Genomic DNA, 24,205 nt, shown 5'->3' with positions numbered 1-24,205 from the left:
GCACCTTCCCCATCACCCCGCCGGGTTGAGGACGACCTTCGCCTCGTTGTTGCGGGTGTCCGGGTCGACCGGGCGGGCCTCGCCCCAGCCGGGGAGGAGGCGCAGGGTGCCGGTCGCGTCGGGCACGACGGTGTCGACGCGCAGCTTCAGCGGGAAGGTGACGGTCTGCTTCTCGCCGACCCAGAGCGGCAGCCGGCACTGGTAACGGGGCGCGCCCGTGGGCTCCTCGTACCAGTCGCCGTCGAGGGTGCGGCCGGAGCAGTTCTCCGGGACCTCGACGACGGTGGCGCCCCGCGGGACGACGAAGTCGAGGACGCCGACGGGCTCGCCGGACCCGAGGTTCGCGACCCAGGCCGGACCCTTGTTGCGGAAGGTGAGCGCGGCGGTGACGGTCTCACCGGCGGCGCCGGTCACCTCGGCGCCCTTCACCTGGAAGTCGGCGGTGTTGACCGCCCGTACGCCCACCGACTCACCGTTGTCCGACGGGGACAGGTCCGTGGCGCCGTCGCCCGGCTCGACGCCCAGGTCGACGCGCTCGTGGAACGCGTAGGGGGCGACGGTGGCCCTCAGCGGCTCCGGGAGGGCGAAGGAAGCGCCGGGGGCGAGGACGTCGCCGAAGGCGCACTCGACCTTGGAGACGGGGATGTATCCGTCCTCGCCGCCGAGGGGTGTGGTGGTGCACTGGGGGGCGACGGCACCGACGTCCAGGCCGCGCGTGACGTACATGGACACGCGGACGCCACGCGACGGCTCGTTGCCCCGGTTGACGACGGTGAAGGGCACGGCGACGGTCGCGCCCGGCTGGACGTCGCCGGACGGGGCCGTGGCCCGCAGGACCAGGTCGGGACCGGAGGCGAGCGTCACGGTCGTCTCCTGTGCGAACGCGGTCAGTTCGCCGCCCGGCGCGGTCGTCGTGGCCCGCGCCGTGTAGCCGATCCGGCCGGTGGCGCCGACTGCGGCGCCGGGGACGGCCCGCACGTCGAGCCGCACGCCCGCGAACGTGCCGGAGACGGGCACCTCGGGCACGCTGCACACGGCGGTGGCGCCGCTGGGCGCGCAGCCCTCCGGCCACGTCACCTCGGCCACCCCGGCGAGCCCCGACACGTCGACGGTGATGTGCCCGTCGGTGACGGTGTAGTTGGTGTTGTCGTGGGAGAGCCCCAGCTTCAGGGTCTGTGCCGGGGCCTCGCCGCCCTCGGTGGCCACGGGCAGCGTCACCTCGTACGGCGTGGTCAGCCACAACTGATCACTGTCGGCGACCGCGGGCCCCGCGAGCCCGACGGTGGCCAGCCCCGCGGCGACGGTGACACAGGCACCACGACTCAGAGCACGTGCGACGGAGGACGATCTCATACGGCTTGGGGACCCTCTCTGCGTAAGGAGCAACAAGGCACGGGCAAGCAGCTCAGCACTAGGACGACACCCCAGACCGACAGGAGGTTGTACGCCGCCTCGCCCCGGCGGCGCCAAGGCACCGGGCCGGCAATCGGCGATTCGACGTGAGCGTCGTCACGGGAACTGGAGGGCGACCGTGCGGAGGTCGGTCCACCCGCGTCCCGTCCCAGCTATTCCTGACTACTTGCCGCTTGGGTAACCTGACAGGGCGTCAGATGCATGGTATGGGTCCTGGACGATGACGATCAGGGGCGGCGGAACGATGCTTGGATCGACCCACGGCACCTTCACCACCGATCTCCGGGCCCGCGTCGTGGCCTGTGGGCAGGAGTCCGCCGGCTGCGGCGAGCGGGAGCGCGGCGGGCTCGATGTCAGCGGGCGGCCGCTGGCCGCGGCCGTTCCGGATCTGGACCGGTTCTTCCGGCCCGAGTCCGTCGCCGTCGTCGGGGCGTCCGACACCGAAGGGCGGCCGGGTGCCGGGATCACCCGGCAGCTGATCCGCTGGGCGGAGCGCGTCGGGGCGCGGCTGCACCCCGTGCACCCGGGCCGGGAGACCGTGTACGGGCTGCCGTGCGTGCCGTCGGTCACCGCGCTGCCCGGGCCCGTCGACCTCGCGGTGCTGCTCGTGGCCGATCCGCTGCCGGTCGTCGAGGAACTGGCCACCACCGGAGCCCGGTTCGCCGTCGTGTTCGCCTCCGGGTTCGCCGAGACCGGCGCGCGGGGCGCCGAGGCGCAGGCCCGGCTGGTGGCGGCCGCGCGGCGGGCCGGGGTGCGGCTGCTCGGCCCCAACACCAACCTCAACGCCTTCGAGGAGTTCCGCGACGACCTGGACGGCCCCGCGATCGCGCTGATCACCCAGTCCGGCCACCAGGGCCGCCCCCTGTACGCCCTCCAGGAGCTGGGCGTACGGCTCTCCCACTGGGCGCCCACCGGCAACGAGGCCGACCTGGAGACCGCCGACTTCCTGGCGTACTTCGCCGAGCGGCCCGAGGTCGGGGCCGTCGCCTGCTATCTGGAAGGGCTCAAGGACGGGCGCTCCTTCCTGCTCGCCGCGGACCGCGCCGCCCGCCGCGGCGTCCCGGTCGTCGCCGTCAAGGTCGGCCGCACCGAGACCGGCGCGCGCACCGCCGCCTCGCACACCGGCAAGCTGACCGGCGCCGACGACGTCGTGGACGCCGCGATGCGGCAGTTCGGCGTCGCCCGCGTCAGCGGCCTCGACGAACTCCAGGACACGGCCACCCTGCTGGCCCGGGCCCGCCGCCCCCGCTCCGACGGCGTCGCCGTCTACGCGATCTCGGGCGGCACGGGCGCGCACTTCGCGGACCTGGCGTCCGCCGCCGGCCTGCACCTGCCGCCGCTCGCCCCCGCCACCCAGAGCGCCCTGCGCCAGTGGATACCCGGCGACCTGAACGTCACCAACCCCGTCGACAGCGGCGGCCACCCCGTCGGCGACGAACGCGGCCGGGAGATCATCGACGCGCTCCTCGCCGACCCGGGCGTGGGCGTCCTCGTCTGCCCGATCACCGGGCCCTTCCCTCCCCTGAGCGACAAGCTCGCGCAGGACCTCGTGGACGCGGCGGAGCGCACGGACAAACCGGTGTGCGTGGTGTGGGGTTCGCCCGTCGGCACCGAGGCGGCCTACCGGGAGACGCTGCTCGGGTCGTCGCGCGTCACCACCTTCCGCACGTTCGGCAACTGCGTCACCGCCGTGAAGGCCTACCTGGACCACCACCGGTTCACCGCCGCGTACCGCTCCCCGTTCGACGAGGCGCCGCGCACCCCGTCGCCCTCGCTGCGCAAGGCGCGCGCCCTGCTGGACCCGGGCCGCCGCCTCAGCGAGCACGCGGCGAAGCAGCTGCTGCGGGCGTACGGCATCCGCGTACCGCGCGAGCAACTGGTGACGAGCGCGGCGGCGGCCGTCCGGGCCGCGGGCCTGGTCGGCTACCCGGTGGTGATGAAGGCGTCGGCCCCGCAGCTCGCCCACAAGACGGAACTGGGCCTGGTCAGGATCGGGCTGACGTCCGCCAGCCAGGTCAGGGACACCTACCGGGACCTGACGGAGATCGCCCGCTACGAGGGCATCGACCTCGACGGCGTCCTCGTCTGCCAGATGATCGAGCGGGGCGTCGAGATGATGGCCGGCGTCACCCACGACGCCCTGTTCGGCCCGACGGTGACCGTCGGCCTCGGCGGCGTCCTCGTGGAGGTCCTCCAGGACACCGCCGTACGCGTACCGCCCTTCGGCGAGGACCAGGCGCGGGCGATGCTCGGCGAACTGCGCGGGCGGGCCCTGCTGGACGGCGTCCGGGGCGGCCCGCCCCTCGACGTCGACGCGCTGGTCGAGGTCGTCCTGCGCGTCCAGCGCATGGCGCTGGAACTGGGCGACGACCTCGCGGAGCTGGACATCAACCCGCTGGTGGTACTGGAGCGCGGGCAGGGCGCGGTCGCCCTCGACGCGCTGGCCGTATGCCGGTGAACACAAGGACAACACCATGACGCCCTCCCCGGAAAAGACATCTGCTTCATGGATACGGCACGCCACTGACAACGGCGTCTCGTGGATCACCCTCGACCGACCCGACGTCCTCAACGCCCTCGCCCCCGACCAGCGCGAACGTCTCATCTCCCTCCTCGGTGACGCCTCCGCCGACCCCGCCGTCCGCGCCGTCGTCCTCACCGCGACCGGCCGCGGCTTCTGCGCCGGCGCCGACCTGCGGGCCACGTCCGCGGCGAACGGCCGCGAGCCGGTCGCCGGGGACGTGGCGCGGACCATCCGGCTGGGCGCGCAGCGGCTCATCGCCGCCGTACTGGACTGCGAGAAGCCGGTCGTCGCGGCCGTCAACGGCATCGCCGCCGGGCTCGGCGCGCACCTCGCGTACGCCTGCGACCTCGTTGTCGCCGCGGAATCGGCGCGGTTCACCGAGGCGTTCAGCCGGCGGGGCATCGTCCCGGACGGCGGCGGCGCGTATCTGCTGACGCGGCTGGTGGGGCCGCGGCGGGCGAAGGAGCTGCTGTTCTTCGGCGACGCGCTGTCGGCCGCCGACGCCGAACGCATGGGCCTCGTCAACCGGGTCGTCCCGGACACCGAGTTGACCGCCACGGCCCGCTCCTGGGCCGAGCGCCTGGCCCAGGGCCCGACCCGCTCGCTCGCCCTCACGAAGCAGCTCGTCAACGCGTCCCTGGACACCGACCGGGCCACCGCGTTCGCGGCGGAGGCGGCGGCGCAGGAGATCGCCATGACGACACGGGACGCCCGGGAGGGGGTCGCGGCCTTCGTGGAACGGCGAGCGGCGGACTTCCGGGGCCGCTGACCCTTCCTATCTGACGTACCGTCAGTTTCAATGGAGTGGTGATGGGACACGCCGGGATGGCGGCCACCGCCATCCGCTACCTCAGGTCCGCAGGGGCACCTTCGGAGGCGCCGCCGCTCCCCCGGCTCCGCGCGGTACGGGACGGTGAGCGGCCGGAGGTCGCGCCGGCCGAGTTCCGCCGGGTGCTGGGCCACTTCGCCAGCGGGGTAACCGTCGTCACGGCGTACGACGCGGAGGGCGGCGGCCCGGTGGGCTTCGCGTGCCAGTCGTTCGCCTCCCTGTCGCTGGACCCGCCGCTGGTGGCCTTCATGGTGGGCCGTACGTCCACGACGTGGCCCCGCATCGCCCGCGCCGGCGCGTTCTGCGTGAACGTGCTGGGGGCGGGGCAGGAGGCGTTGTGCCGCGGCTTCGCGGTGAGCGGGGCGGACAAGTTCGCGGGCGTGGCCCACAGTCCCTCGCCCGCGACGGGCTCTCCGCGTCTCGCGGGGGTCCCGGCGTGGATCGACTGCGTCATCCACGCGGTGCACACGGGGGGCGACCACCTGATCGTGGTGGGCCGGGTGAAGGCCCTGGACGCGACGGACGAGGCGCCCCCGCTCCTCTTCCACCGGGGCCACTTCGGCCGACTCGCGGACTGACCCCACCGGGGTCAGCCCCCACGGGCCCACCAACGGTGAGCCGCCCACGGGCGGGCGGGGGCCACCCACCCCACCCCCACCCACCGTGAGCCACCCACGGGCGGGCGGTCCCCTCCACCCCACCCCCACCGGCGGTGAGCCGCGCACGCACGGGACGGGGGTGGACCGGGGGTCGCGCGCGCAGGATTGGCGACGCAGCAACGCCTCGCTCTCAAGGCCCCGAGCGAGCCAATCTGAGCACGTGACCCCCGGGCCGCCACCGGACTCACCCACCGTCGTGGCGCGCAAGGGGCGGGCCCTCAGGCCGGGGGGCCGGTCCTGCTGTGCCCACCCGTTCCGCCCCAGCGGAACGACTGCCCACAGCAGGACCGGCGGCACAGGCAACGCCAGCCCACAACAGCGGAACGGCAGCACCACAACGCCAGCCCACACCGACGGAACGGCGGGACCGCGACGCCAGCCCACAACGACGGAACGGCGGCACCACAACGCCAGCCCACACCGACGGCGCACCGCGGCGCCGGCGGGCGGCCGCGGCCAGGTCGGCCGTCAGGCCGTAGCCGGTGGCCTGCGGATGACGAGGGCCATCAGGGCCGCCGCCGCGCACAGGGCGCCGGAGGCGTACCAGACGACGTCGTACGTACCGAAGACGTCACGCGCCAGCCCCCCGAGGAACGCGACCAGCGCCGCGCCGACCTGGTGGGAGGCGAGGACCCAGCCGAAGACGATGGCGCCGTCGTCGCCGAAGTGCTCGCGGCACAGGGCGATGGTCGGCGGCACGGTCGCCACCCAGTCCAGGCCGTAGAAGACGATGAAGAACACCATCGGCGGATGCACGCTCGGCGCCAGCAGCATGGGCAGGAACAGCAGCGAGACGCCGCGCAGGGCGTAGTACACGGCCAGCAGGCGCCGCGCCTCGAAGCGGTCGGTGAACCAACCGGAGGCCACGGTCCCGACCACGTCGAAGACGCCGATCACGGCGAGGAGCGACGCGGCGGCCGTGACGGGCATGCCGTGGTCGTGCGCGGCGGGCACGAAGTGGGTCTTGACCAGGCCGTTCGTCGAGGCACCACAGATCGCGAAGGTCCCGGCGAGGAGCCAGAACGGCCCCGTGCGCCCCGCCCTGAGCAGCACGGTCACGGCGCGCCGCGCCGCCCCCGGCACCGGTGCGGGCTTCGGGACGAACTCCGGGGCCCCGTAAGGGGCGAGGCCCACGTCCGCAGGGTGGTCGCGCAGGAGCAGCCAGACGAACGGCGCGACCGCCAGCGCGGACAGCGCGACCGTGACCGCGGCCGGGCGCCACCCCTGGTGCTCGACCAGCCAGGACAGCAGCGGCAGGAACACCAGCTGCCCGGACGCGCCGGCCGCCGTGAGCACGCCGGTGACGAGACCCCGCCGGGCCACGAACCACCGGTTCGTGACCGTCGCCGCGAAGGCCAGCGCCATCGAGCCGCTGCCGAGGCCGACGAGGACGCCCCAGAACAGCACCAGCTGCCACGCCGCGGTCATCCACACCGTGAGCAGCGACCCCGCCGCGATCACGATCAGCGCGGCCGCCACCACGCGCCGGATGCCGAACCGGTCCATCAGCGCCGCCGCGAACGGCGCCGTCAGCCCGTACAGGGCGAGGTTGACGGAGATGGCGAAGCCGATGGTGCCGCGCGACCAGTCGAACTCGCGGTGCAGGGGCTCGATCAGGAGACCCGGCAGGGAGGCGAAGGCGGCGGCGCCGACGATTGTCACGAAGGCGACGGCGGCGACGGACCACGCACGATGGACACGGAAGCGGCGGGGACGGGTGGCCTCTGCGACGGCCTCCCTCATTGTCTGGGTCACGTCAGTCAGCATCGGGGCGGCCGGCACCCGGGACCACTGGCCCGGATGACAGCTTTCGCTAGGATCAGGCCATGGCCGCCGCCTCATCCGCTCCCGCCCCCGCTCCCGCCCACACCCCCGCCCCGCACCGCGTCGTCGTCCTCGCCCTCCCCGGGCTCCTCCCCTTCGAACTGGGCATCCCGCACCGCATCTTCGGCCGCGCCAAGGACCCGGAGACGGGCCGGCGCCTGTACGAGACGGTGACGTGCGGCCTGGCCGCCGGGCGCGTGCAGACGGACGCGGACTTCGCCGTGGAGGTCCGGTACGGCCCCGAGGCGCTGGCCACGGCCGACACGGTCGTCGTGCCGGCCTCGTACGAGCTGGGACCGGTGTACGAGGAGGGTCGCCTCACCGACGAGTTGGCCGCCGCGCTCGCGCACATCCGGCCCGGGACGCGGCTGGTGTCGATCTGCACGGGCGGGTACGTGCTGGCCGCGGCCGGGTTCCTGGACGGGCGGCCCGCGACGACACACTGGGCGTCCGCCGAGCGCTTCCAGCGGCTCTTCCCGTCCGTGCGGGTCGACGCGGACGTCCTGTTCATCGACGACGGCGACGTGCTCACGTCGGCGGGGGTCGCCGCGGGGGTCGACCTGTGCCTGCACATCGTGCGCCGCGACCACGGCTCGGCCGTCGCCAACGACGTGGCCCGCCGTACGGTCGTCCCCCCGTACCGGGACGGCGGCCAGGCCCAGTACATCCAGCGCCCGGTGCCCGAGCCGCGCCTCGCGACCACGTCCCGGGCCCGCGCCTGGGCCCTGGACCGGCTCCACGAACCTCTCCAGCTGCGGGACCTGGCGGCGCGCGAGTCGATGAGCGTGCGCACCTTCACGCGCCGGTTCCGCGAGGAGGTGGGGCTCAGCCCCGGTCAGTGGCTCACCCAGCAGCGCGTCGAGCGGGCCCGCCACCTGCTGGAGTCCACGGCGCTGTCCGTCGACGAGGTCGCCCGCCGCACCGGCTTCGGCACGGCCCAGTCGCTCCGCCAGCACTTCCAGTCGGCGACGGGCGTCCCGCCGACGGCCTACCGCCGCACCTTCGTCGGCGCGGTCCCGGCCCGGGCGGCCGGCTGACCCGGCCGGCCGGTCCGCGCGCTCAGAACGTCAGCACCGCCCGCGCCCCCACCCGCCCGTCCCGTACGTCCCGCACCGCCTTGGGGAAGTCCTCCACCGGGTACGTCGCGGTGACGAGTTCGTCCAGGAGCAGGGCGCCGCGGCGGTACAGGGACGTGTACAGGGGGATGTCGTGCTGGGGGCGGGAGCTGCCGTAGCGGCAGCCCAGGACCGACTTGTCGAGGAACATCGACGCCGGCGTGAAGGCCGCCTCCTCCGACGGGGCCGCCATGCCGAGCAGCACCGCCTGGCCGCCCCGGTCCAGGAGGTCGACGGCCCGGCGGATCAGGGCCGGGCGGCCGACGCACTCGAAGACGTGGTCGGCTCCCGTGGGCAGCACCTCCCGTACGCCGTCCGTCGAGGGCAGGAAGTGGGTGGCGCCGAACCGCCGCGCGACCTTTTCCTTGCGCGGGTCGGTGTCGATCGCGACGGCCACCGCCGCGCCCGCGAGCCGGGCACCCTGGAGGACGTTGAGGCCGACGCCGCCCGCGCCGATGACGACGACCGTGTCGCCGTACGCCACCTTCGCCCGGTTCAGTACGGCCCCGACGCCGGTGAGCACCGCGCAGCCGAGCAGCGCCGCCGAGGTGAGCGGCACGTCGTGCGGGACCGGCACGGCCTGGACGGCCCGGACGACCGTGCGTTCCGCGAACGCCGAGGTGGCCGCGAACTGGTACAGCGCCTTCCCGTTCCGCTGGAAGGGCCGGCCGGGGCGGCCGATCGCGCGGCGGCACATCGTCGGGCGGCCCCGGCCGCAGTCGGCGCAGGTCCCGCAGCTGGCGAGGGTGGACAGCGCCACATGGTCGCCGACGGCCACGTGCGTCACGCCCGGCCCGACGGCCTCCACGACGCCGGCGCCCTCGTGGCCGAGGACCGCGGGCGCCGGGAAGGGGATCGTGCCGTCCAGCACGGACAGGTCGCTGTGGCACAGCCCGGCCGCGGCGAGCGCCACCAGCACCTCGCCCGCCCCCGGGCCCCGTACGTCCACGTCGTCGGTGAACCGTGCCGCGCCCCGCTCCCCCTCGTACACGACCGCTCTCACCGCGGCTCCTTCGGCAGGCCGAGCACGCGCTCGGCGATGATGCTGCGCTGGATCTCGTCGGAGCCGCCGTAGATCGTGTCGGCCCGGCTGAAGAGGAACATCCGCTGCGTGTCGTCGATGCCGTACGCCTCCGGTGTCCACGGCCCCGGACCGGTGGCCGCCTCCGCGCCCCGCACCCGTACGGCCAGCTCCCCGAGCCGCTGGTGCCAGCGGCCCCACAGCAGCTTGGCGACGCTGGGCGCGCCGGGCTCCTCGGTGCCGCCCAGGGTGCGCAGCGCGTTCCAGCGCATCACGCGCAGGTCGGCCCACTGCCGTACGAGCGCGTCGCGCAGGACGGGGTCGGCGGCGGCGCCGGTCGCGACGGCCTGCCGCACGACGCGTGCCAGCTCCGCCGCGAAGCCGATCTGCTGGACGAGCGTGGACACGCCCCGCTCCCGGGCGAGCAGCCCGGTGGCAACCCGCCAGCCGCCGCCCTCGCCGCCGACGACGTCCCGCGCGTCGGCCACGGCCCCGTCGAAGAAGACCTCGTTGAAGTCGCTGTCGCCGGACATCTGCCGGATGGGCCGGACCTCGATCCTGCCGGGCTGGTCCATCGGGACGAGCAGGAAGGACAGGCCGTGGTGGCGGTGGGAGCCGGGCTCGGAACGGGCCAGGACGAAGCACCAGTCCGCGTCGCGGGCGAGGGAGGTCCAGATCTTCTGGCCGGTGATCCGGTAGGTGTCGCCGTCGCGGACGGCCGCCGTGCGCAGGCCCGCGAGGTCCGATCCGGCGCCGGGTTCGCTGTAGCCCTGGCACCACAGCTCCTCGCCGCGGGCGATGCCGGGCAGGAAGCGGTCCTGCTGGTCGGGCGTCCCGTGGGCGAGGAGGGTAGGGGCGAGCAGGTTCTCGCCGATGTGGCCGGTACGGGCGGGTGCCCCGGCCCCGGCGTACTCCTCGGCCCAGACGACCTGCTGGGTGAGGGTGGCGGTCCGGTTGCCGTAGCGGCGGTCGGGGGTGTCCCAGCCGAGGCCGATCCAGCCGTCGGCGCCGAGCAGCCGCTCCCAGTCCCTGCCCGGCTTGCCCCCGGGGTGCGCGGCGAGCCAGGCGCGCGCCTCGGTGCGGAACGTCTCGTCGTCCGGCCCGAACCCGAAGTCCACGGCCGCCTCCTAGGTGTTGGGCCGGGTGCCGGCGGCGGCCGCCCTGGCCATCTCCTCCAGCTGCGCGAGGAGCGGCATCGGGTCGGTGCCGACCGTGCCGGGCAGGACGTCGGCGATCCGGGCGGGGGTCCAGCCGCCGCCCTCGGCGTAGGCGGCGCGCAGTTCGCGGGGCTGCGCCCACACGGCGAGCTTGGGGCCGGCGATCGTGTAGACCTGCCCGGTGATGCCGGCGGCGCGGGCCTGTTCGGAGAGCAGGTAGACGACGAGGGCGGCGACGTCGTCGGGTTCGCCGATCTCCTTCAGCTCCATGGGCACGCCGGCGGACATGCGGGTCCTGGCGACGGGGGCGACGGCGTTGGCGGTGACGCCGTACTTGTGCAGGCCGAGGGCGGCGCTGCGGACGAGCGAGATGATCCCGCCCTTGGCGGCGGCGTAGTTGGCCTGGGAGACGGAGCCCTGGTGGTTGCCGCTGGTGAAGCCGATGAGGGTGCCGGAGCCCTGGCGGCGCATGACGGCGGACGCGGCGCGGAAGACGGTGAAGGTGCCTTTGAGGTGGGTGGCGACGACGGGGTCCCACTCGGCCTCGGACATGTTGAAGAGCATGCGTTCGCGCAGGATGCCGGCGACGCAGACGACGCCGTCGACGCGGCCGTACTCGGCGAGCGCGGTGTCGACGACGCGCTGTCCGCCCGCCATGGTGGAGATGTCGTCGGCGACGGCGACGGCCCGCCCGCCGGCCGCGGTGATCTCCTCGACGACGCCCTCGGCGACCTCCGAGCTGGGCGCCTCGCCGTCGACGGCCACGCCGTAGTCGTTGACGACGACCCGTGCGCCCTCGGCCGCGCAGGCGAGCGCTACGGCCCGTCCGATGCCGCGGCCCGCCCCGGTGACCGCGACGACCCTGCCCGCCAGGAAGGTCCCTTCGCTCCCGTGGCCCGTGCTGCTGGCGGCGTTCGTGTTGCCCGGCATCCCGGCTCCCTCTTCCGCAGTTTCTGACGGTCCGTTAGATTCCTGCTGGACCGGATTCTACGGACCGTCAGATACCGCAGCGCAAGCCCTGGGAGGCCCCATGTCGCTTCCGGACCCGTTCCCCGCCATCGCCAAGCGGGTCAACAACTGGGGCCGCTGGGGTGAGGACGACGAGCTGGGCACCCTCAACCTGATCACCGACGAGGTCGTACGGGAGGCGGCCGCGACCGTCCGCACCGGCGAGCGCGTCCCGCTGGCGCTGCCCCTGCGGGCCGACGGCGTGCAGACCGGCGTGATCCCCGGCCGCGTCAACCCGCTGCACGCCATGGTGCAGATCAACCAGGAGCTGTTCGGCCCCGGTACGGTCGCCACCAGCGACGACGTCGTGACGCTCGGGCTCCAGGCGGCCACGCACTGGGACGCCCTGAGCCATGTCTCCCACTCGGGACGCCTCTACAACGGGCGTCCGGCCGACTCGATCACCCCGCACGGGGGCGCCGCGTTCGGGGGCGTCGACAAGGTGCGGCACCTCGTGTCGCGCGGGGTACTGCTCGACGTGGCGCGGGCGAAGGGCGTCGACCGGCTGCCGGGCGACCACGCGGTGACACCCGAGGACCTGGACGAGGCCGCGGAGTTCGGCGGGGTGACGGTACGGGCCGGGGACGTCGTGCTCGTACGGACCGGGCAGATGCGGCGGTACCTGGAGGGCGACCGGCACGCGTACGCCTTCCCGTCGCCGGGCCTGTCGCTGCGCACCCCGGAGTGGTTCCACGCGCACGACGTGGCCGCGGTCGCCAATGACACGCTGACCTTCGAGATCTTCCCGCCGGAGGTCGAGGGGCTGTGGCTGCCGGTGCACGCGCTCGACCTGGTCGAGATGGGCATGCCGCAGGGGCAGAACTGGAACCTGGAGACCTTGTCCACAGCCTGTGCACAGCGGCGGCGGTACGCGTTCCTGCTGAGCGCGACGCCGGAACCGTTCGTCGGCGCGACGGGCACTCCGGTGGCGCCGGTGGCGGTGCTGTGAGGCGGATTCTTCGGGTGGCGGCGCGCGATGCGCGCCCCGAGCACGGCACGGCGGCCGCCACCCGGCTCCGGCGCGCGTGCCCCGCTCCTGTGCCCTGAAGGGGCCGCCGCCGAGTAACGACCCGCACTCGCCGAGGGCGTCAAGCCCTCGGCGTCCCCTCGCCACGAATCGCTGATCCAAGAGTGATCAGCCGAACACCGCCCGTCAACAGCTATTCAAGGAAATAACCGTTACGCGGTATTCGTGACGGCGCGCGAGGGGTCGTACGCGACCGGCTCGCGCACCACCGTGGTGAACACGGGCGCCCCCCGGTCGACCTCGCACCAGATGCGCTTCCCCGCGCCCTCCGGCTGCCAGCCCCACCGGTCCGCGAGGCCGTCGACCAACTCCAGCCCGCGGCCGTGGGTGTCGCCGCCGTCGGCCCGCCGCTGGAGGGGCGGCCGGGCGCTGGTGTCCGCGACCTCGACGCGCACGATGCCGGCCCCGCCCGCGCCGCCCGCCCCGAAGAGCATCCGCAGCACGGCCGGACAGCCGGTGTGGACCACCGCGTTGGTGACAAGTTCCGAGATGAGCAGCACCAGCGTGTCGGCCAGCGGCTCGTCGGCCGCTATGCCCGACCCGGCCAGCCGGGACCGTGCCCATCTACGGGCCCGCCCCACGTCCGCGGGATCGGGACCGACCTCCAACTGCACCTGAAGCACCTGCACCGCTCACACCATCCGAACCGGCGGACACATCGCCTCGCGCCTCACAGCGTTCCTTGTGGGACAGCATGGTTGACGTACAGTCACCGCAACAAGCGCTTCGGGCATATTCCAACGCGAAGGAGTACCGGTGGTGCATACTGTGCGACGCCCGTCCCGGATAGTCGAACACCGGGCCGTACGGCGCCACTCGGGCCCCACCACCACGCGCACTCCTCGGAGCGTACCCGAGCGGGATGCCGTCATCCGTGAGTGACGAGCGCCGCGCGGGGCACGACCCGATATCGGCGCCGCTCACCGTGCGTCACCTCACCCGTCGGCCACGAGACGCGCCGCGAGCGCCTCCTCGGCGGCCGTCGCCGTCATCCACCGCTCGGCCCGCAGCCAGGCCCGCTTGAGGTGCAGGTGCACGTCCGCCTCCCAGGTGAAGCCCAGGCCGCCGTACACCTGGAGGCAGTCCCGCGCTCCGCGCACCGCGGCCTCGTCGGCCAGCAGCTTGGCGCCCGCCGCGTCGGCCGGGTCGCCCGTCACGGCCGCCGCGTACACGGCGGCGCGCGCCACCTCCACCCGTACCAGCATGTCGGCGCACAGGTGCTGCACCGCCTGGAACGCCCCCACGGGCCGGCCGAACTGCTCGCGCTCCCGCGCGTACCGGGCGGCGAGTTCGGCCGTACGCCCGGCACTGCCCAGCTGTTCGGCGGCCGTCAGGAGCGCGGCCACCGGGTCGCCAGCCCGCGCGCCGCCGGGCACCCGGTGCAGCGGCGTCAGCGGGTCCACCGACCGCACCGGTACGGCACCCGACGCGTCGCCCCGCACCACGTCGGCCGCGTCCCGCCACTCCACCAGACGCGCGTCCACCGCCGTCACCACGACCGCGCCCTCCGCCGCGCCCGGCACCTCGCCCGCCGCCAGGTGCGTCGCCACCAGCGGCCCCGGCAGCAGGGCCCGCCCGGCCTCCTCGAAGGCCAGCACCGCCTCGGGCAGCCCGAGCCCCACGCCGCCCTCCGCCTCCGGCAGCCTCAGTGCGAAGAACCCCGCCTCTCCCAGCGCCCGCCACAGCCCCCGGTCCAGCACCGGCCCGTCCGCCACGGAGGCGGCCACGGCAGCCCGCAGCCGCTCCCGCCCGAAGCGGCGCTCCAGCAGCCCCCGCACCCCCGCCCGCAGCGCCCGCTGTTCGTCGGTCAACCGGAACCGCACGCCGCTCACCGGCCCTTCGGCAGGCCGAGGATCCGCTCGGCGACGATGTTCCGCTGGATCTGCGACGTACCCGCCGCGATGGTGTACGCCAGCGACGAGAGGCGGTCCGCGACCCACTCCCGGTCCGCGTCCAGCGCGTCCGCGCCCAGCACCTCCGCGGCCGCGTCGTACAGCTCCTGCCGTGCGTGCGAGTACCGCAGCTTGAACACCGACCCGCCGACCCCGGGCGCCCCGCGCGACGCCTGCGCCTCGCTGACATTCCACTGCACCAGCCGCCACAGCGCGCCGAACTCGGCGTGGAGCCGGCCGAGCCGGCGGCGCAGCGCCGTGTCGTCCCACCGCCCGTTGCCGCGCGCCAGCCGGGCCACCTCGCCCAGGACGCGGCGGCAGGCGACCACCTCGCCGGCGAAGGCGGTGCCCCGCTCGTAGGAGAGGGTGACGAGCGTGACCCGCCAGCCGTCGTTCTCGGCGCCCACCCGGAACTCCGCCGGGACCCGCACCTCGTCCAGGAACACCTCGGCGAACTCGGCGGTGCCGGCGAGCGTGCGCAGCGGCCGGACGGTCACACCGGGCGCGTCCATGGGCAGGGCGAGCCAGGTGATGCCGCGGTGGCGGGGCGCGTCGGGGTCGGTGCGCACGAGCAGTTCGCACCAGTCGGCGACCTCGGCGTGGGAGGTCCAGATCTTGTGGCCGGTCACCACGTACGCGTCGCCGTCGCGGACGGCCCGGGTGCGCAGGGAGGCCAGGTCGGAGCCGGCGCCGGGCTCGCTGAAGCCCTGGCACCACACCTCGTCGCCGCGCAGGATCGGCTGCAGCCAGCGGTCCCGCTGGGCGGGGGTGCCCTCGGCGGCGACGGTGGGCCCGGCGTGCAGCAGCCCCACGAAGTTGGCGCCCACGTAGGGCGCTCCGGCGCGCTCGGTCTCCTCCAGGAAGATCAGCCGCTGCGCGGGCGGGGCGTCCCAGTGGACGGCGCCGTACCCGGCGTCGTACAGGCGGCGCTGCCAGGCCGTGTCGTACGCGCGGCGGGCGGGCCAGTCGGCGGGGTCGGGCCGGGGCGGCAGCGAGGGCAGGGCGGCCTTCAGCCAGGAGCGCAGGCCCTCGCGGAACGCCTCCTCCTCGGCCGTGTACGCCAGGTCCATCAGTCGAGGTCCAGGCCGAGCATGCGGATGGCGTTGCCGCGCATGAGCTTGTAGGTCGTCTCGTCGTCGAGGTCCCGGACGTGGTCGAGGGCGACCTGCTTGGTGTGCGGGAACGTCGAGTCGACGTGGGGGTAGTCCGTCTCGAAGGTGGCGTTGTCGCGGCCGACGACGTCGATGGCGTCGATGCCGTGCCGGTCGCGGAAGAAGCAGCAGAAGATCTGGCGGTAGTAGTACGTGGACGGGGGCTCGGGGATCAGGTCGCGGACGCCGCCCCAGGCGCGGTGCTCCTCCCACACGTCGTCGGCGCGCTCCAGGGCGTACGGGATCCAGCCCATCTGGCCCTCGCTGTAGGCGAGCTTGAGGCGCGGGAACCGGACCAGCACGCCCGAGAAGAGGAAGTCCGTCATCGACGCCATGGCGTTGTTGAAGCTGAGCGCGGCCTGGACGGCGGGCGGGGCGTCGGGGGAGGCGGCCGGCATCTGCGACGACGACCCGATGTGCATGTTGACGACGGTCCCGGTCTCCTCGCACACCGCGAAGAACGGGTCCCAGTGGCCGGAGTGGATCGACGGCAGCCCCAGGTACGTGGGGATCTCGGAGAACGTCACCGCGCGCACCCCCCGCGCGGCGTTCCGCCGGATCTCCGCGACGGCCAGCTCGATGTCCCACAGCGGGATCAGGCACAGCGGGATCAGCCGCCCGCCGCTGTCACCGCACCACTCCTCGACCATCCAGTCGTTGTAGGCGCGCACGCACGCCAGGGCGACCTCCTTGTCGTGCGCCTCGGCGAAGGTCTGCCCGCAGAAGCGCGGGAACGTCGGGAAGCACAGCGACGCCTCGACGTGGTTGAGGTCCATGTCCTTCAGCCGCTCGACGGGATCCCAGCAGCCGGGCCGCATCTCCTCCCGTGTGATCCCCTCCAGGGTCATCTCGTCACGGGAGAACCCGACGGCGGCGATGTTGCGCTTGTACGGGAACCGCAGGTCCTCGTAGATCCACCAGTCGGCGGGCGGCCCGTCGGGGTCCATGGTGATGCGGTACCGGCCCCCCGTGTAGGCGAGTTCCCCGATCCCCGCCGTCAGCGGCTTGGGGCCGCGGTCGCGGTACCTGGCCGGCAGCCAGGTGTCGAAGAGGTGGGCGGGCTCGATCACATGGTCGTCGACGCTGACGATCCGCGGCAGCTCGGTCATGCCCCCATCACCCCTCAAATCTGATGCCTCGTCAGATTCAGGCTAGCGCCGCACCTCTGGACCGACAAGAACCGGCGCCCTACGCTCCTTTGCCAATCTGACGGCTCGTCAGCCAATGACTTCGCCCCACCGGGAGGCCCCATGACCAAGGACACCGCCGGCCTCAGCACCTCCCGCACCCTGTGGGAGCTGGTGGAGCGCCGCGCCCGGCTCACCCCGGACGGGCGCGCGCTCCTCCAGGACGACCGCGTCCTCACCTTCGGCGGCCTGCGCGACCGCGCCGAGCGCACCGCCGCCGGACTGTGGCGGATGGGCGTGCGCCCCGGCACGGTCGTCGCCTGGCAGCTGCCCACCCGGATCGAGACCGTGGTCCTCTCCCTGGCGCTCGCCCGCGTCGGAGCCGTACAGACGCCGGTCATCCCCTTCCACCGCGACCGCGAGACCCGGTTCGCGCTGCGCGAGTCCCGGGCGGCGTTCTTCGCCGTCCCCGGCGAGTGGCGCGGCTTCGACCACACCGCGATGGCCGCCCGGCTCGGCGCGCGGGGCGTCTTCGAGGCGTACGCGGAGCTGCCCGACGGCGACCCGTCCGTACTGCCCCCGCCGCCCGCGTCCGGTACGGAGGTGCGATGGATCTACTGGACGTCCGGCACGACCGCCGACCCGAGCGGCGTCCTGCACACCGACCGCTCACTGCTCGCGGGCGGCTCCTGCCTCGCCCACGCGCTGCGGCCGACGGCGGACGACGTGGGCTCCATCGCCTTCCCGTTCGCGCACATCGGCGGGCCCGACTACCTGGTGATGCTGCTGCTGTACGGGTTCCCCGCGGTGCTCCTGGAGCGGTTCGCGCTGCCCGGGTCGCTGGACGCCTACCGCAGGCACGGCGTGACCATCGCCGGCGGCTCCACCGCCTTCTACTCCCTCTTCCTCGCCGAGCAGCGCACACTGCCGCCCGGCGAGCGGCTGATCCCGACCCTGCGGCTGCTCGCGGGCGGCGGCGCGCCCAAACCGCCCGAGCTGTACCACGCCGTCGTACGCGAACTGGGCTGCCGGCTGACCCACGGCTACGGCATGACCGAGGTCCCGATGATCACCATGGGGTCGCCGGACGACACCCCCGAGCAGCTGGCCCACACGGAGGGCAGACCCCCGGCCGGCATGGACGTCCGCATCGTCGACGGCGAGATCCGGCTGCGGGGCGAGGCCGTCTGCCGGGGCTACCTGGACCCGGCGCGGACGGCCGAGGCGTTCGACGCGGACGGCTACCTGCGGACCGGCGACCTCGGGCACCTCACGGAGTCCGGGCACCTCGTCGTCACGGGACGCGTCAAGGACATCATCATCCGCAAGGGGGAGAACATTTCGGCCAAGGAGATCGAGAACCTCCTGCACGAGATCCCCGGTGTGCGGGACGCGGCGGTGATCGGCCTGCCGGACGCGGTGCGGGGGGAGCGCGTGTGCGCGGTCGTGGAGGGCGGCGAGGGGCTCACCCTGGAGACGGTCACCACCCACCTCCGCGCGGCCGGCCTCGCACCCCACAAGCTCCCGGAACAACTGGAGCTGGTCGAAACCCTGCCCCGCAACGAAACACTCCAGAAGGTCCTGAAGTACAAACTCCGCGAACAGTACGACACCCACCGGGGGTGAGCCGCCCACCGGGCGGGCGGTCCCACCCAACCCCACCGGCAGTCAGCCGCCCACGCACGGAACGGGGGTGGACCGGGGGTCGCGCGCGCAGGATTGGCGGCGCTGGGACGCTTCACTCTCACGGGCCCGAGCGAGCCAATCTGAGCACGTGACCCCCGGGCCGCCACCGGACCCACCCACCATCGTGGTGCGAAGGGGCCCTCAGGCCGGGGGGGCCGTTCCTGCTGTGCCCACCCGTTCCGCCCTGCGGAACGACTGCCCACAGCAGGACCGGCGGCACAGGCAACGCCAGCCCACAACGACGGAACGGCGGTACAGGCAACGCCGGTCCGCAGTGAGGAACGGCGGTGCCGGCGGGGTCGGCGCGGGGTCAAGCCGACAGTGGTCGGGGGACGCGGGCGCGGGTGGCCGAGGGGATGTCGGGGTGGACGTCGAACAGGCGGTGGACGCCCAGCGCCGCCAGCACCCGGTTCACATGCGCCCCCTCCACCGCGCCCCGCGCGGGCAGGATCAGCCGCAGCCCGCCCCTGCAGGAGTGCAGGAGCCGGCGGGCGGCGATCAGCACGCCCACGCCGCTGGAGTCGCAGAACCGCACCCCGGACAGGTCGAGCACCACGTGGTGGCGGCCCTCGGCGACCACGTCGTGCACCCGCCGCCGCACCACCGGCGACGACACCAGGTCGAGTTCGCCGCTGACCCGCAGCACGGCCCAGGCACCGTGGTCGGCCCGCTCCACGCTCACCATCACGCGCCCGCACCCTTCCTCACGAAGCCAACCGGAGGCTTCTCTTCCAGGCGCGGCTGCCCCATCCTGCTCACCTGAAACACGTCAGCGGCAGAGTGACGGTTTTCCTACCATCAACGGCCGCCTGCCACCGGGTCTTGCGCAAAGGACGGTCCATCGGCGTGACAGCGCATTACATTCGAAGGATGGCGAAGGACACACCGCCGCGCTGGGACCGCAAGATGCAGCAGCGGCTGGCGCGTGGCGAGGCGGCCGCACTGGGCGAGCTGTACGACAGATACGCCTCGCTCGTCCACAACACGGCCCACCGCGTCCTGGAGGACGAGGCGGCCGCCGACCAGGTCACCCGCGAGGTCTTCGGGTACGTGTGGGAGAACCCCGACGCCTACGACCCCAGGAAGGAAGGCTCGCTGCGCGCGTGGATCGCCCGGCTGACCCGCCGGCAGGCCGTGTACCGCCTGCGCCAGGCGGAGACGAGGGCGTTCGCCGAGCGCGGCGAGGGCTCCACGGAGGAGCTGGAGCAGAAGGTCCGCCGGGCCGCCGTGGCCGCCCGCGCCGACTACATCGTCACGTCCATGCCGGCTCCCCTGCGCAAGGCGCTGGAGCTGGCGTACTTCCAGCGCCGGGACTACCGCCAGACCGCCGCGCACCTCGGGGTCACCGAGGAGGAGGCGCGCCGCCGGCTGCGGCTGGGCCTCCAGCTGCTGTCCACGGCCCACACGCGGCCCATGGACGGCCCGCCCCCGCCGGGATTCGGAGGGTCACCGCTGTGACCGGCCCGTTCGACGGCGGCCGTGAGGACGGCGGCGGCCGGGACGACGGCCGCGACGAGGTGGGCCGGGCACCGCGCATACCGGCGCCGCGGGCGGCCGCCGACGACCTGACCCCGCCGCCGCCCGCGCCGGACGCGCCCCAGCTGCCGCACGGCGTGCTCAAGTCGCTGCTCGGGGCGTGGGCGCTGACGGCGTGCTCCACGGAGGAGACCGCCGCCGTCGAGGCGCACCTCACCGAGTGCGCGCCGTGCGCCGAGGAGGCGCTGCGGCTGCGGGACGCGGTGGGGCTACTGCACAGCGAGCGCGACCTGGACCTGGACCCGCTGCTCAGGTCGCGGGTCCTGGAGAACTGCCTGGGCCGCCGCCCGGCCCGTATCCCGGTCCCCGCGTGGGCGGGGCCGTACGACGCGGAGACCGCCCGACTGGACGCGCTGCTGCGGGACATCGGCGAGTCGGAGTGGCACGCATCGGTGCGGCTCAAGTGGTTCGAGGGCGAGCGGCAGGTGAGCCGCAGCACGACCGTGGCCGGGGTGATCGGCCATCTCCTCGCGGTGGACGGCCTGGTGGCGACGGCCCTGGACCTCGACGACCCGCTGGGTGCGCGGGACCCGGACGCGCCGCAGGACCCGGCGTCCCGCACGGAGGCGTACTGGTCGGCCGCCCGGCAGCCGGCGACGCCGTGCGTGCGGGGACGCTGGCGCGACCAGGCGCACGCGCTGGTGCGCACCGTGTCGTTCGCCGGTGCGGGCGTGGGTGACCTGATCGGTGCCGTACGGGACGTTCTCGCTGCCCCTCCAGGACGCCCTGCTGGACCGGGCCTTCGAGTGCTGGGTGCACGCGGAGGACATCGCGTGCGCCGTGGACTACCCGTACGAGCCGCCGGCGGCGCGCATCTGCACGGCATGATCGACCTGGCGGCGCGGCTGCTGCCGGCCGCACTCGCCGAACGCCGCCGCGCGGGCCTAGCGGGGCCGCCGCGCGCGCTGGTGGAGGCGGGCGCCCCGGGCCGCTCCCTGCACCTGGAGGTCGAGGGCTCGGGCGGCGGCCACTGGTACATCGCCCTGGACTCGCCGGCCGCGGTGGGCTCGCCCGACCAGGAGGTGGCCCAGGTCGCGCTCGACGGCGTCGAGTTCTGCCAGCTGGTGGCGGGGCGTATCTCGCCCGAGGAGGCGGCCGCGGGCCAGGACGGCGACCGCGAGGCCATCAAGGACGTCCTTTTCGCCGCGGCTTCACTCAGCCGCCTTTGAGGGCCGATCCGCTGACGCCGGCCCTCCGCGAGCGGGCGAAGGCGGCCTGCCTCAAGACGGCCGACCAGTACCACTCCGCCGTGCGCGCGGTCGGCTGACCGTCGCCCTTCCGAAGCGGCCCGCGCTCCCGGTACGCCGGGGACGCGGGCCGCGCGTTCGTGTCGCCGCCCTAGGCGAAGACGACCGTCCGGGTGCCGTTGAGGAGGATGCGGCGCTCCGCGTGCCACTTGACCGCGCGGGCCAGCGCCTGGCACTCGACGTCGCGGCCGACCGCGACCAGCTGCTCGGGCGTGACCTCGTGGCCGACGCGCTCGACCTCCTGCTCGATGATCGGGCCCTCGTCGAGGTCGGCCGTCACGTAGTGGGCCGTCGCACCGATCAGCTTCACACCGCGGGCGTGGGCCTGGTGGTAGGGCTTGGCGCCCTTGAAGCTCGGCAGGAACGAGTGGTGGATGTTGATGATCCGGCCGCTGAGCTGCTTGCACAGGTCGTCCGAGAGGACCTGCATGTAGCGGGCGAGGACGACCAGCTCGACGTTCTCGGAGCGGACCAGCTCCAGCAGCTGCGCCTCGGCCTGCGCCTTGGTGTCCTTGGTGACCGGGATGTGGTGGAACGGGATGTCGTACGAGGCGACCAGCTCCGCGAAGTCCGTGTGGTTGGACACCACGGCGACGATGTCGACGGGCAGCGCGCCGATCCGGGTGCGGAACAGCAGGTCGTTCAGGCAGTGGCCGAACTTGGACACCATGAGCACGACCCGCATGCGCTCGTCGGCGCGGTGGATCTGCCAGTCCATCTCGAAGGAGTCGCCCACGGCGGCGAAGCTGGCTCGCAGCTTGTCCACGGTCACCGGCGCCTCGGCGGAGAAGTGGACCCGCATGAAGAACAGGCCGGTGTTCCGGTCTCCGAACTGCTGGCTGTCCTCGATGTTGCATCCCGTGATGAACAGGTAGCTCGACACGGCGTGCACGATGCCCTGTTTGTCCGGGCAGGAGAGGGTGAGGACATACTGGTCGGTCATCCTTGCAGGATGCCACATCCGGCGGACCACCCCGTCCGCCCGTCCGCCTGCCGGACCGGCCCGGACCTGCCCGACCCGCCGGTCAGGCGGTGCGGGTCATGATCCGCAGGACGTCCAGGGAGCGCGGCGGCTCGTCCGGGTCCTCGCCGTCGTTCGCCGCGAGCCGGACGTGGGCCTCGCGGGCGGCGCGTACGGCCTCGGGCCAGCCGTGGTGGTCGAGGTACACGGAGACCGGGGCGTCGGGGCCGACCTGGTGCATGATCCGCAGAACGCGCAGCACCGCGACGTCGACCAGCGCCGCCTCGCCGGAGTCGCGGAATATCGTGCCGACGTACTTCTCGGCGGACCAGTTGTCGAGCCAGGTGTCCTCGACCAGGCGGTACACGGCGTCGGTGACGTCTCCGTACCCTTCCCTGCCCGCCAGCCAGCACTCCTCGTGGAAGCGGGTGTCGGAGAGCATGTGCAGCGCCGAGCGCACGTTCGCACGCCAGCGCCACCACGGCATGTCATTGAGGGGCATGCCGCCCATGGTGGATGAGCGACGGCCGCGACGGGAAGAGTTCATCTGCCTTCACCTTGTGGGCTCGGTCCTTGCGGAGCCGGGCCGGACGAGCTAGGGGTCCGTGCGCGCCGGAAGGTGTCCGGCACAGGGCGGATCGTACGTGTTCCACCGTACGTGGAGCCGGGCGCCCGTAATTCACCTGCATGTCACCGAGCGTTGAAGCGCGCACACTCCCGCGTTACCCATGAGGCGGAAGTGTGCGTGTCCATGACCGGTAACGGCAGGCGACGTTCTCCCTACTCCGTATCCATCGGGGCCGCGGCGGCTCTCGTCTCGGCGTCCCTCCTCACCGGCTGTGGTGCTCTCCCTGGAGCCACGGGGGGCTCCAGGGAGCCCATCACGGTGATGACCTGGGCTCCCGAAGAAACCAAAGCCACCAACATGCCCGGAATGCCCGCCATGGCGCAGGCATACGCCCGCTGGGTCAACAGCCAGGGCGGGATCAACGGGCACGAACTGCGCATTATCACCTGCAACGAGGGCAACACCGCCACGGGCGCCGCCACCTGCGCGCGCACCGCGATCAAGGAGGGCGCGGTCGCCGTCGTCGGCTCGTACAGCCAGCACGGCCGCGCCTTCATGGCCCCGCTGGAGGCCGCGAACATCCCGTACATCGGCGGCTACGGCCTGTCCGACGAGGAGTTCACCAGCTATCTGTCCTACCCCGTCAACGGCGGCCAGGTCGCCCTGCTCGCCGGCAACGGCATGCAGCTCGCGGCCTCCTGCGACCGCGTCGCCCTCGTCCGGCCCGACAGCATCGCCGGCGACTACCTGCCCCCGCTCCTGAACTCCGGCCTCGCGCACGGCGAACAACGCCAGGCGGCCGACATCCCGGCGGCCGAGGACGCCGGCGAGTACACCGCGGTCGCCACCCGCTCGCGCAAGCGCGCCGGCGAGGAGCGCGGCTGCGTCACCGCCGCGCTCGGCGAACGCACCGCGCACTTCTTCGACTCCTTCCGGCGCCTGCCCTCGGACGGCCGGGACATCAAGGTCTCCTCCGTCCTCGGCAGCGTCGACCAGCTGCTCGTCGACCGCACCGGCGGCGCCTCCGGGCCCTTCGAGGGCGCCTACATCACCGGCTGGTACCCCGACGCGGGCGACCCCCGCTGGGAGCCGATGAAGCAGGTCATCCAGGAACACGCCTTCGGCGACAACCGCATCGACCCGGCCGACGCCGGCGTCCAGACCACCTGGATCGCCTACACCGTCCTGAAGAAGGTCGTCGAGGCGCTCGGCGACACCGAGATCACCCCCGGCAAGATCGCCCTCATCCTGGACCGCGGCCTGCGCGTCAACACGGGCGGTCTGACGCCCGTGCTGCGCTGGCGGTACGAGGACATGCTCGGCACGCCCGGCTTCCCCCGGATCGTCAACCACGTCGTGACGTTCCAGGTGGTACGCAGGGGCCGGCTCGTGGCGCAGAAGAACGGCTTCGTGGACGTCGGCCCGACACTCCTGGAAGCCCGCTCCTCCCGCGCCTAGCT

The 24,205-nt window shown here is 73.7% G+C and carries 20 protein-coding genes and 1 pseudogene; 9 read left to right on the top strand and 12 right to left on the bottom strand.

All coding sequences use genetic code 11. The features are described from left to right. Positions 1 to 12: 12 nt before the first annotated feature. A complete protein-coding gene (locus tag ABEB09_RS19020; protein WP_345691116.1) occupies positions 13 to 1,353 on the bottom strand; it encodes a COG1361 family protein in 1,341 nt (446 codons plus the stop codon). Between the two features lie 304 nt (positions 1,354 to 1,657). Between ABEB09_RS19020 and ABEB09_RS19015 the strand changes: the two genes are divergently transcribed. From ABEB09_RS19015 to ABEB09_RS19005, 3 genes are read left to right on the top strand one after another with little or no spacing between them, the layout of a single operon-like run. Next, a complete protein-coding gene (locus ABEB09_RS19015) occupies positions 1,658 to 3,871 on the top strand; it encodes an acetate--CoA ligase family protein (protein ID WP_345691115.1) in 2,214 nt (737 codons plus the stop codon). 16 nt (positions 3,872 to 3,887) lie between these two features. Further along, positions 3,888 to 4,706 carry an enoyl-CoA hydratase/isomerase family protein gene (locus ABEB09_RS19010; RefSeq protein WP_345691114.1) on the top strand — a complete coding sequence of 273 codons (819 nt, stop codon included), beginning with the start codon at positions 3,888 to 3,890 and terminating at the stop codon, positions 4,704 to 4,706. A 56-nt stretch (positions 4,707 to 4,762) separates the two neighbouring features. Next, entirely contained in the window at positions 4,763 to 5,344 is a 582-nt protein-coding gene (locus ABEB09_RS19005) for a flavin reductase family protein (protein WP_345693991.1), read from the top strand. A 549-nt stretch (positions 5,345 to 5,893) separates the two neighbouring features. Here ABEB09_RS19005 and ABEB09_RS19000 read toward each other — a convergent pair. After that, the gene (locus ABEB09_RS19000) at positions 5,894 to 7,192 is read right to left on the bottom strand and encodes an MFS transporter (protein WP_380839796.1); all 1,299 of its coding nucleotides are present in this window, start codon (positions 7,190 to 7,192) and stop codon (positions 5,894 to 5,896) included. 59 nt (positions 7,193 to 7,251) lie between these two features. Between ABEB09_RS19000 and ABEB09_RS18995 the strand changes: the two genes are divergently transcribed. Then, positions 7,252 to 8,286, top strand: a complete 1,035-nt coding sequence (locus tag ABEB09_RS18995) for a GlxA family transcriptional regulator (RefSeq protein ID WP_345691113.1) — start codon at positions 7,252 to 7,254, stop codon at positions 8,284 to 8,286. A 22-nt stretch (positions 8,287 to 8,308) separates the two neighbouring features. Here ABEB09_RS18995 and ABEB09_RS18990 read toward each other — a convergent pair whose 3' ends face one another. From ABEB09_RS18990 to ABEB09_RS18980, 3 genes are read right to left on the bottom strand one after another with little or no spacing between them, the layout of a single operon-like run. Continuing rightward, positions 8,309 to 9,367: an alcohol dehydrogenase catalytic domain-containing protein gene (locus tag ABEB09_RS18990; RefSeq protein WP_345691112.1), complete on the bottom strand. Its 1,059-nt coding sequence runs from the start codon at positions 9,365 to 9,367 to the stop codon at positions 8,309 to 8,311. After that, entirely contained in the window at positions 9,364 to 10,503 is a 1,140-nt protein-coding gene (locus tag ABEB09_RS18985; RefSeq protein ID WP_345691111.1) for an acyl-CoA dehydrogenase family protein, read from the bottom strand. The genes ABEB09_RS18990 and ABEB09_RS18985 overlap by 4 nt, the downstream gene beginning before the upstream one ends. 9 nt (positions 10,504 to 10,512) lie before the next feature. Next, positions 10,513 to 11,472, bottom strand: a complete 960-nt coding sequence (locus tag ABEB09_RS18980; protein WP_345691110.1) for an SDR family oxidoreductase — start codon at positions 11,470 to 11,472, stop codon at positions 10,513 to 10,515. A 100-nt stretch (positions 11,473 to 11,572) separates the two neighbouring features. Between ABEB09_RS18980 and ABEB09_RS18975 the strand changes: the two genes are divergently transcribed. Next, positions 11,573 to 12,499, top strand: a complete 927-nt coding sequence (locus ABEB09_RS18975) for a cyclase family protein (protein ID WP_345691109.1) — start codon at positions 11,573 to 11,575, stop codon at positions 12,497 to 12,499. 230 nt (positions 12,500 to 12,729) lie between these two features. Here the strand turns inward: ABEB09_RS18975 and ABEB09_RS18970 are convergent, their stop codons facing one another. From ABEB09_RS18970 to ABEB09_RS18955, 4 genes are all read right to left on the bottom strand, one after another. Then, positions 12,730 to 13,206 carry an ATP-binding protein gene (locus ABEB09_RS18970; RefSeq protein WP_345691108.1) on the bottom strand — a complete coding sequence of 159 codons (477 nt, stop codon included), beginning with the start codon at positions 13,204 to 13,206 and terminating at the stop codon, positions 12,730 to 12,732. A gap of 306 nt (positions 13,207 to 13,512) precedes the next feature. Next, positions 13,513 to 14,400 (bottom strand): acyl-CoA dehydrogenase family protein, encoded by an 888-nt coding sequence (locus ABEB09_RS18965; protein ID WP_345691107.1) that lies wholly within the window; start codon positions 14,398 to 14,400, stop codon positions 13,513 to 13,515. Between the two features lie 5 nt (positions 14,401 to 14,405). Continuing rightward, positions 14,406 to 15,539 carry an acyl-CoA dehydrogenase family protein gene (locus ABEB09_RS18960; protein WP_345691106.1) on the bottom strand — a complete coding sequence of 378 codons (1,134 nt, stop codon included), beginning with the start codon at positions 15,537 to 15,539 and terminating at the stop codon, positions 14,406 to 14,408. Beyond that, positions 15,539 to 16,729, bottom strand: a complete 1,191-nt coding sequence (locus ABEB09_RS18955; RefSeq protein WP_345691105.1) for an amidohydrolase family protein — start codon at positions 16,727 to 16,729, stop codon at positions 15,539 to 15,541. The genes ABEB09_RS18960 and ABEB09_RS18955 overlap by 1 nt, the downstream gene beginning before the upstream one ends. 141 nt (positions 16,730 to 16,870) lie before the next feature. Here ABEB09_RS18955 and ABEB09_RS18950 point away from each other — a divergent pair, with 141 nt between their 5' ends. Beyond that, positions 16,871 to 18,373, top strand: a complete 1,503-nt coding sequence (locus ABEB09_RS18950) for a class I adenylate-forming enzyme family protein (RefSeq protein WP_345691104.1) — start codon at positions 16,871 to 16,873, stop codon at positions 18,371 to 18,373. Positions 18,374 to 18,743: 370 nt separating this feature from the next. On the opposite strand, the gene ABEB09_RS18945 is transcribed toward ABEB09_RS18950, so the two are convergent. Continuing rightward, the gene (locus tag ABEB09_RS18945) at positions 18,744 to 19,118 is read right to left on the bottom strand and encodes an STAS domain-containing protein (protein ID WP_345693989.1); all 375 of its coding nucleotides are present in this window, start codon (positions 19,116 to 19,118) and stop codon (positions 18,744 to 18,746) included. 185 nt (positions 19,119 to 19,303) lie between these two features. On the opposite strand from ABEB09_RS18945, the gene ABEB09_RS18940 reads away from it, so the two are divergent. Together ABEB09_RS18940 and ABEB09_RS18935 are read left to right on the top strand one after the other, a co-directional pair. Beyond that, positions 19,304 to 19,891 (top strand): sigma-70 family RNA polymerase sigma factor, encoded by a 588-nt coding sequence (locus ABEB09_RS18940; protein ID WP_345691103.1) that lies wholly within the window; start codon positions 19,304 to 19,306, stop codon positions 19,889 to 19,891. Further along, positions 19,888 to 21,138 (top strand): annotated as a pseudogene (locus ABEB09_RS18935) (zf-HC2 domain-containing protein). Before ABEB09_RS18940 ends, ABEB09_RS18935 begins: the two are co-directional and overlap by 4 nt. A 169-nt stretch (positions 21,139 to 21,307) precedes the next feature. Here the strand turns inward: ABEB09_RS18935 and purU are convergent. Both purU and ABEB09_RS18925 read right to left on the bottom strand, forming a co-directional pair. Then, positions 21,308 to 22,159, bottom strand: coding sequence for a formyltetrahydrofolate deformylase (gene purU / locus ABEB09_RS18930; RefSeq protein ID WP_345691102.1), 852 nt, complete (start codon positions 22,157 to 22,159; stop codon positions 21,308 to 21,310). 82 nt (positions 22,160 to 22,241) lie between these two features. Beyond that, positions 22,242 to 22,688, bottom strand: a complete 447-nt coding sequence (locus tag ABEB09_RS18925; protein WP_345693988.1) for an SCO4402 family protein — start codon at positions 22,686 to 22,688, stop codon at positions 22,242 to 22,244. Between the two features lie 240 nt (positions 22,689 to 22,928). Between ABEB09_RS18925 and ABEB09_RS18920 the strand changes: the two genes are divergently transcribed. Further along, the gene (locus ABEB09_RS18920; protein WP_345693987.1) at positions 22,929 to 24,203 is read left to right on the top strand and encodes an ABC transporter substrate-binding protein; all 1,275 of its coding nucleotides are present in this window, start codon (positions 22,929 to 22,931) and stop codon (positions 24,201 to 24,203) included. Positions 24,204 to 24,205: the final 2 nt, after the last annotated feature.

The organism is Streptomyces coeruleoprunus, from assembly GCF_039542925.1.
GTDB lineage: Bacteria > Actinomycetota > Actinomycetes > Streptomycetales > Streptomycetaceae > Streptomyces > Streptomyces coeruleoprunus.
Note: the sequence above shows the minus strand (reverse complement) of the source record. Positions and strands in the feature narration are given on the sequence as shown.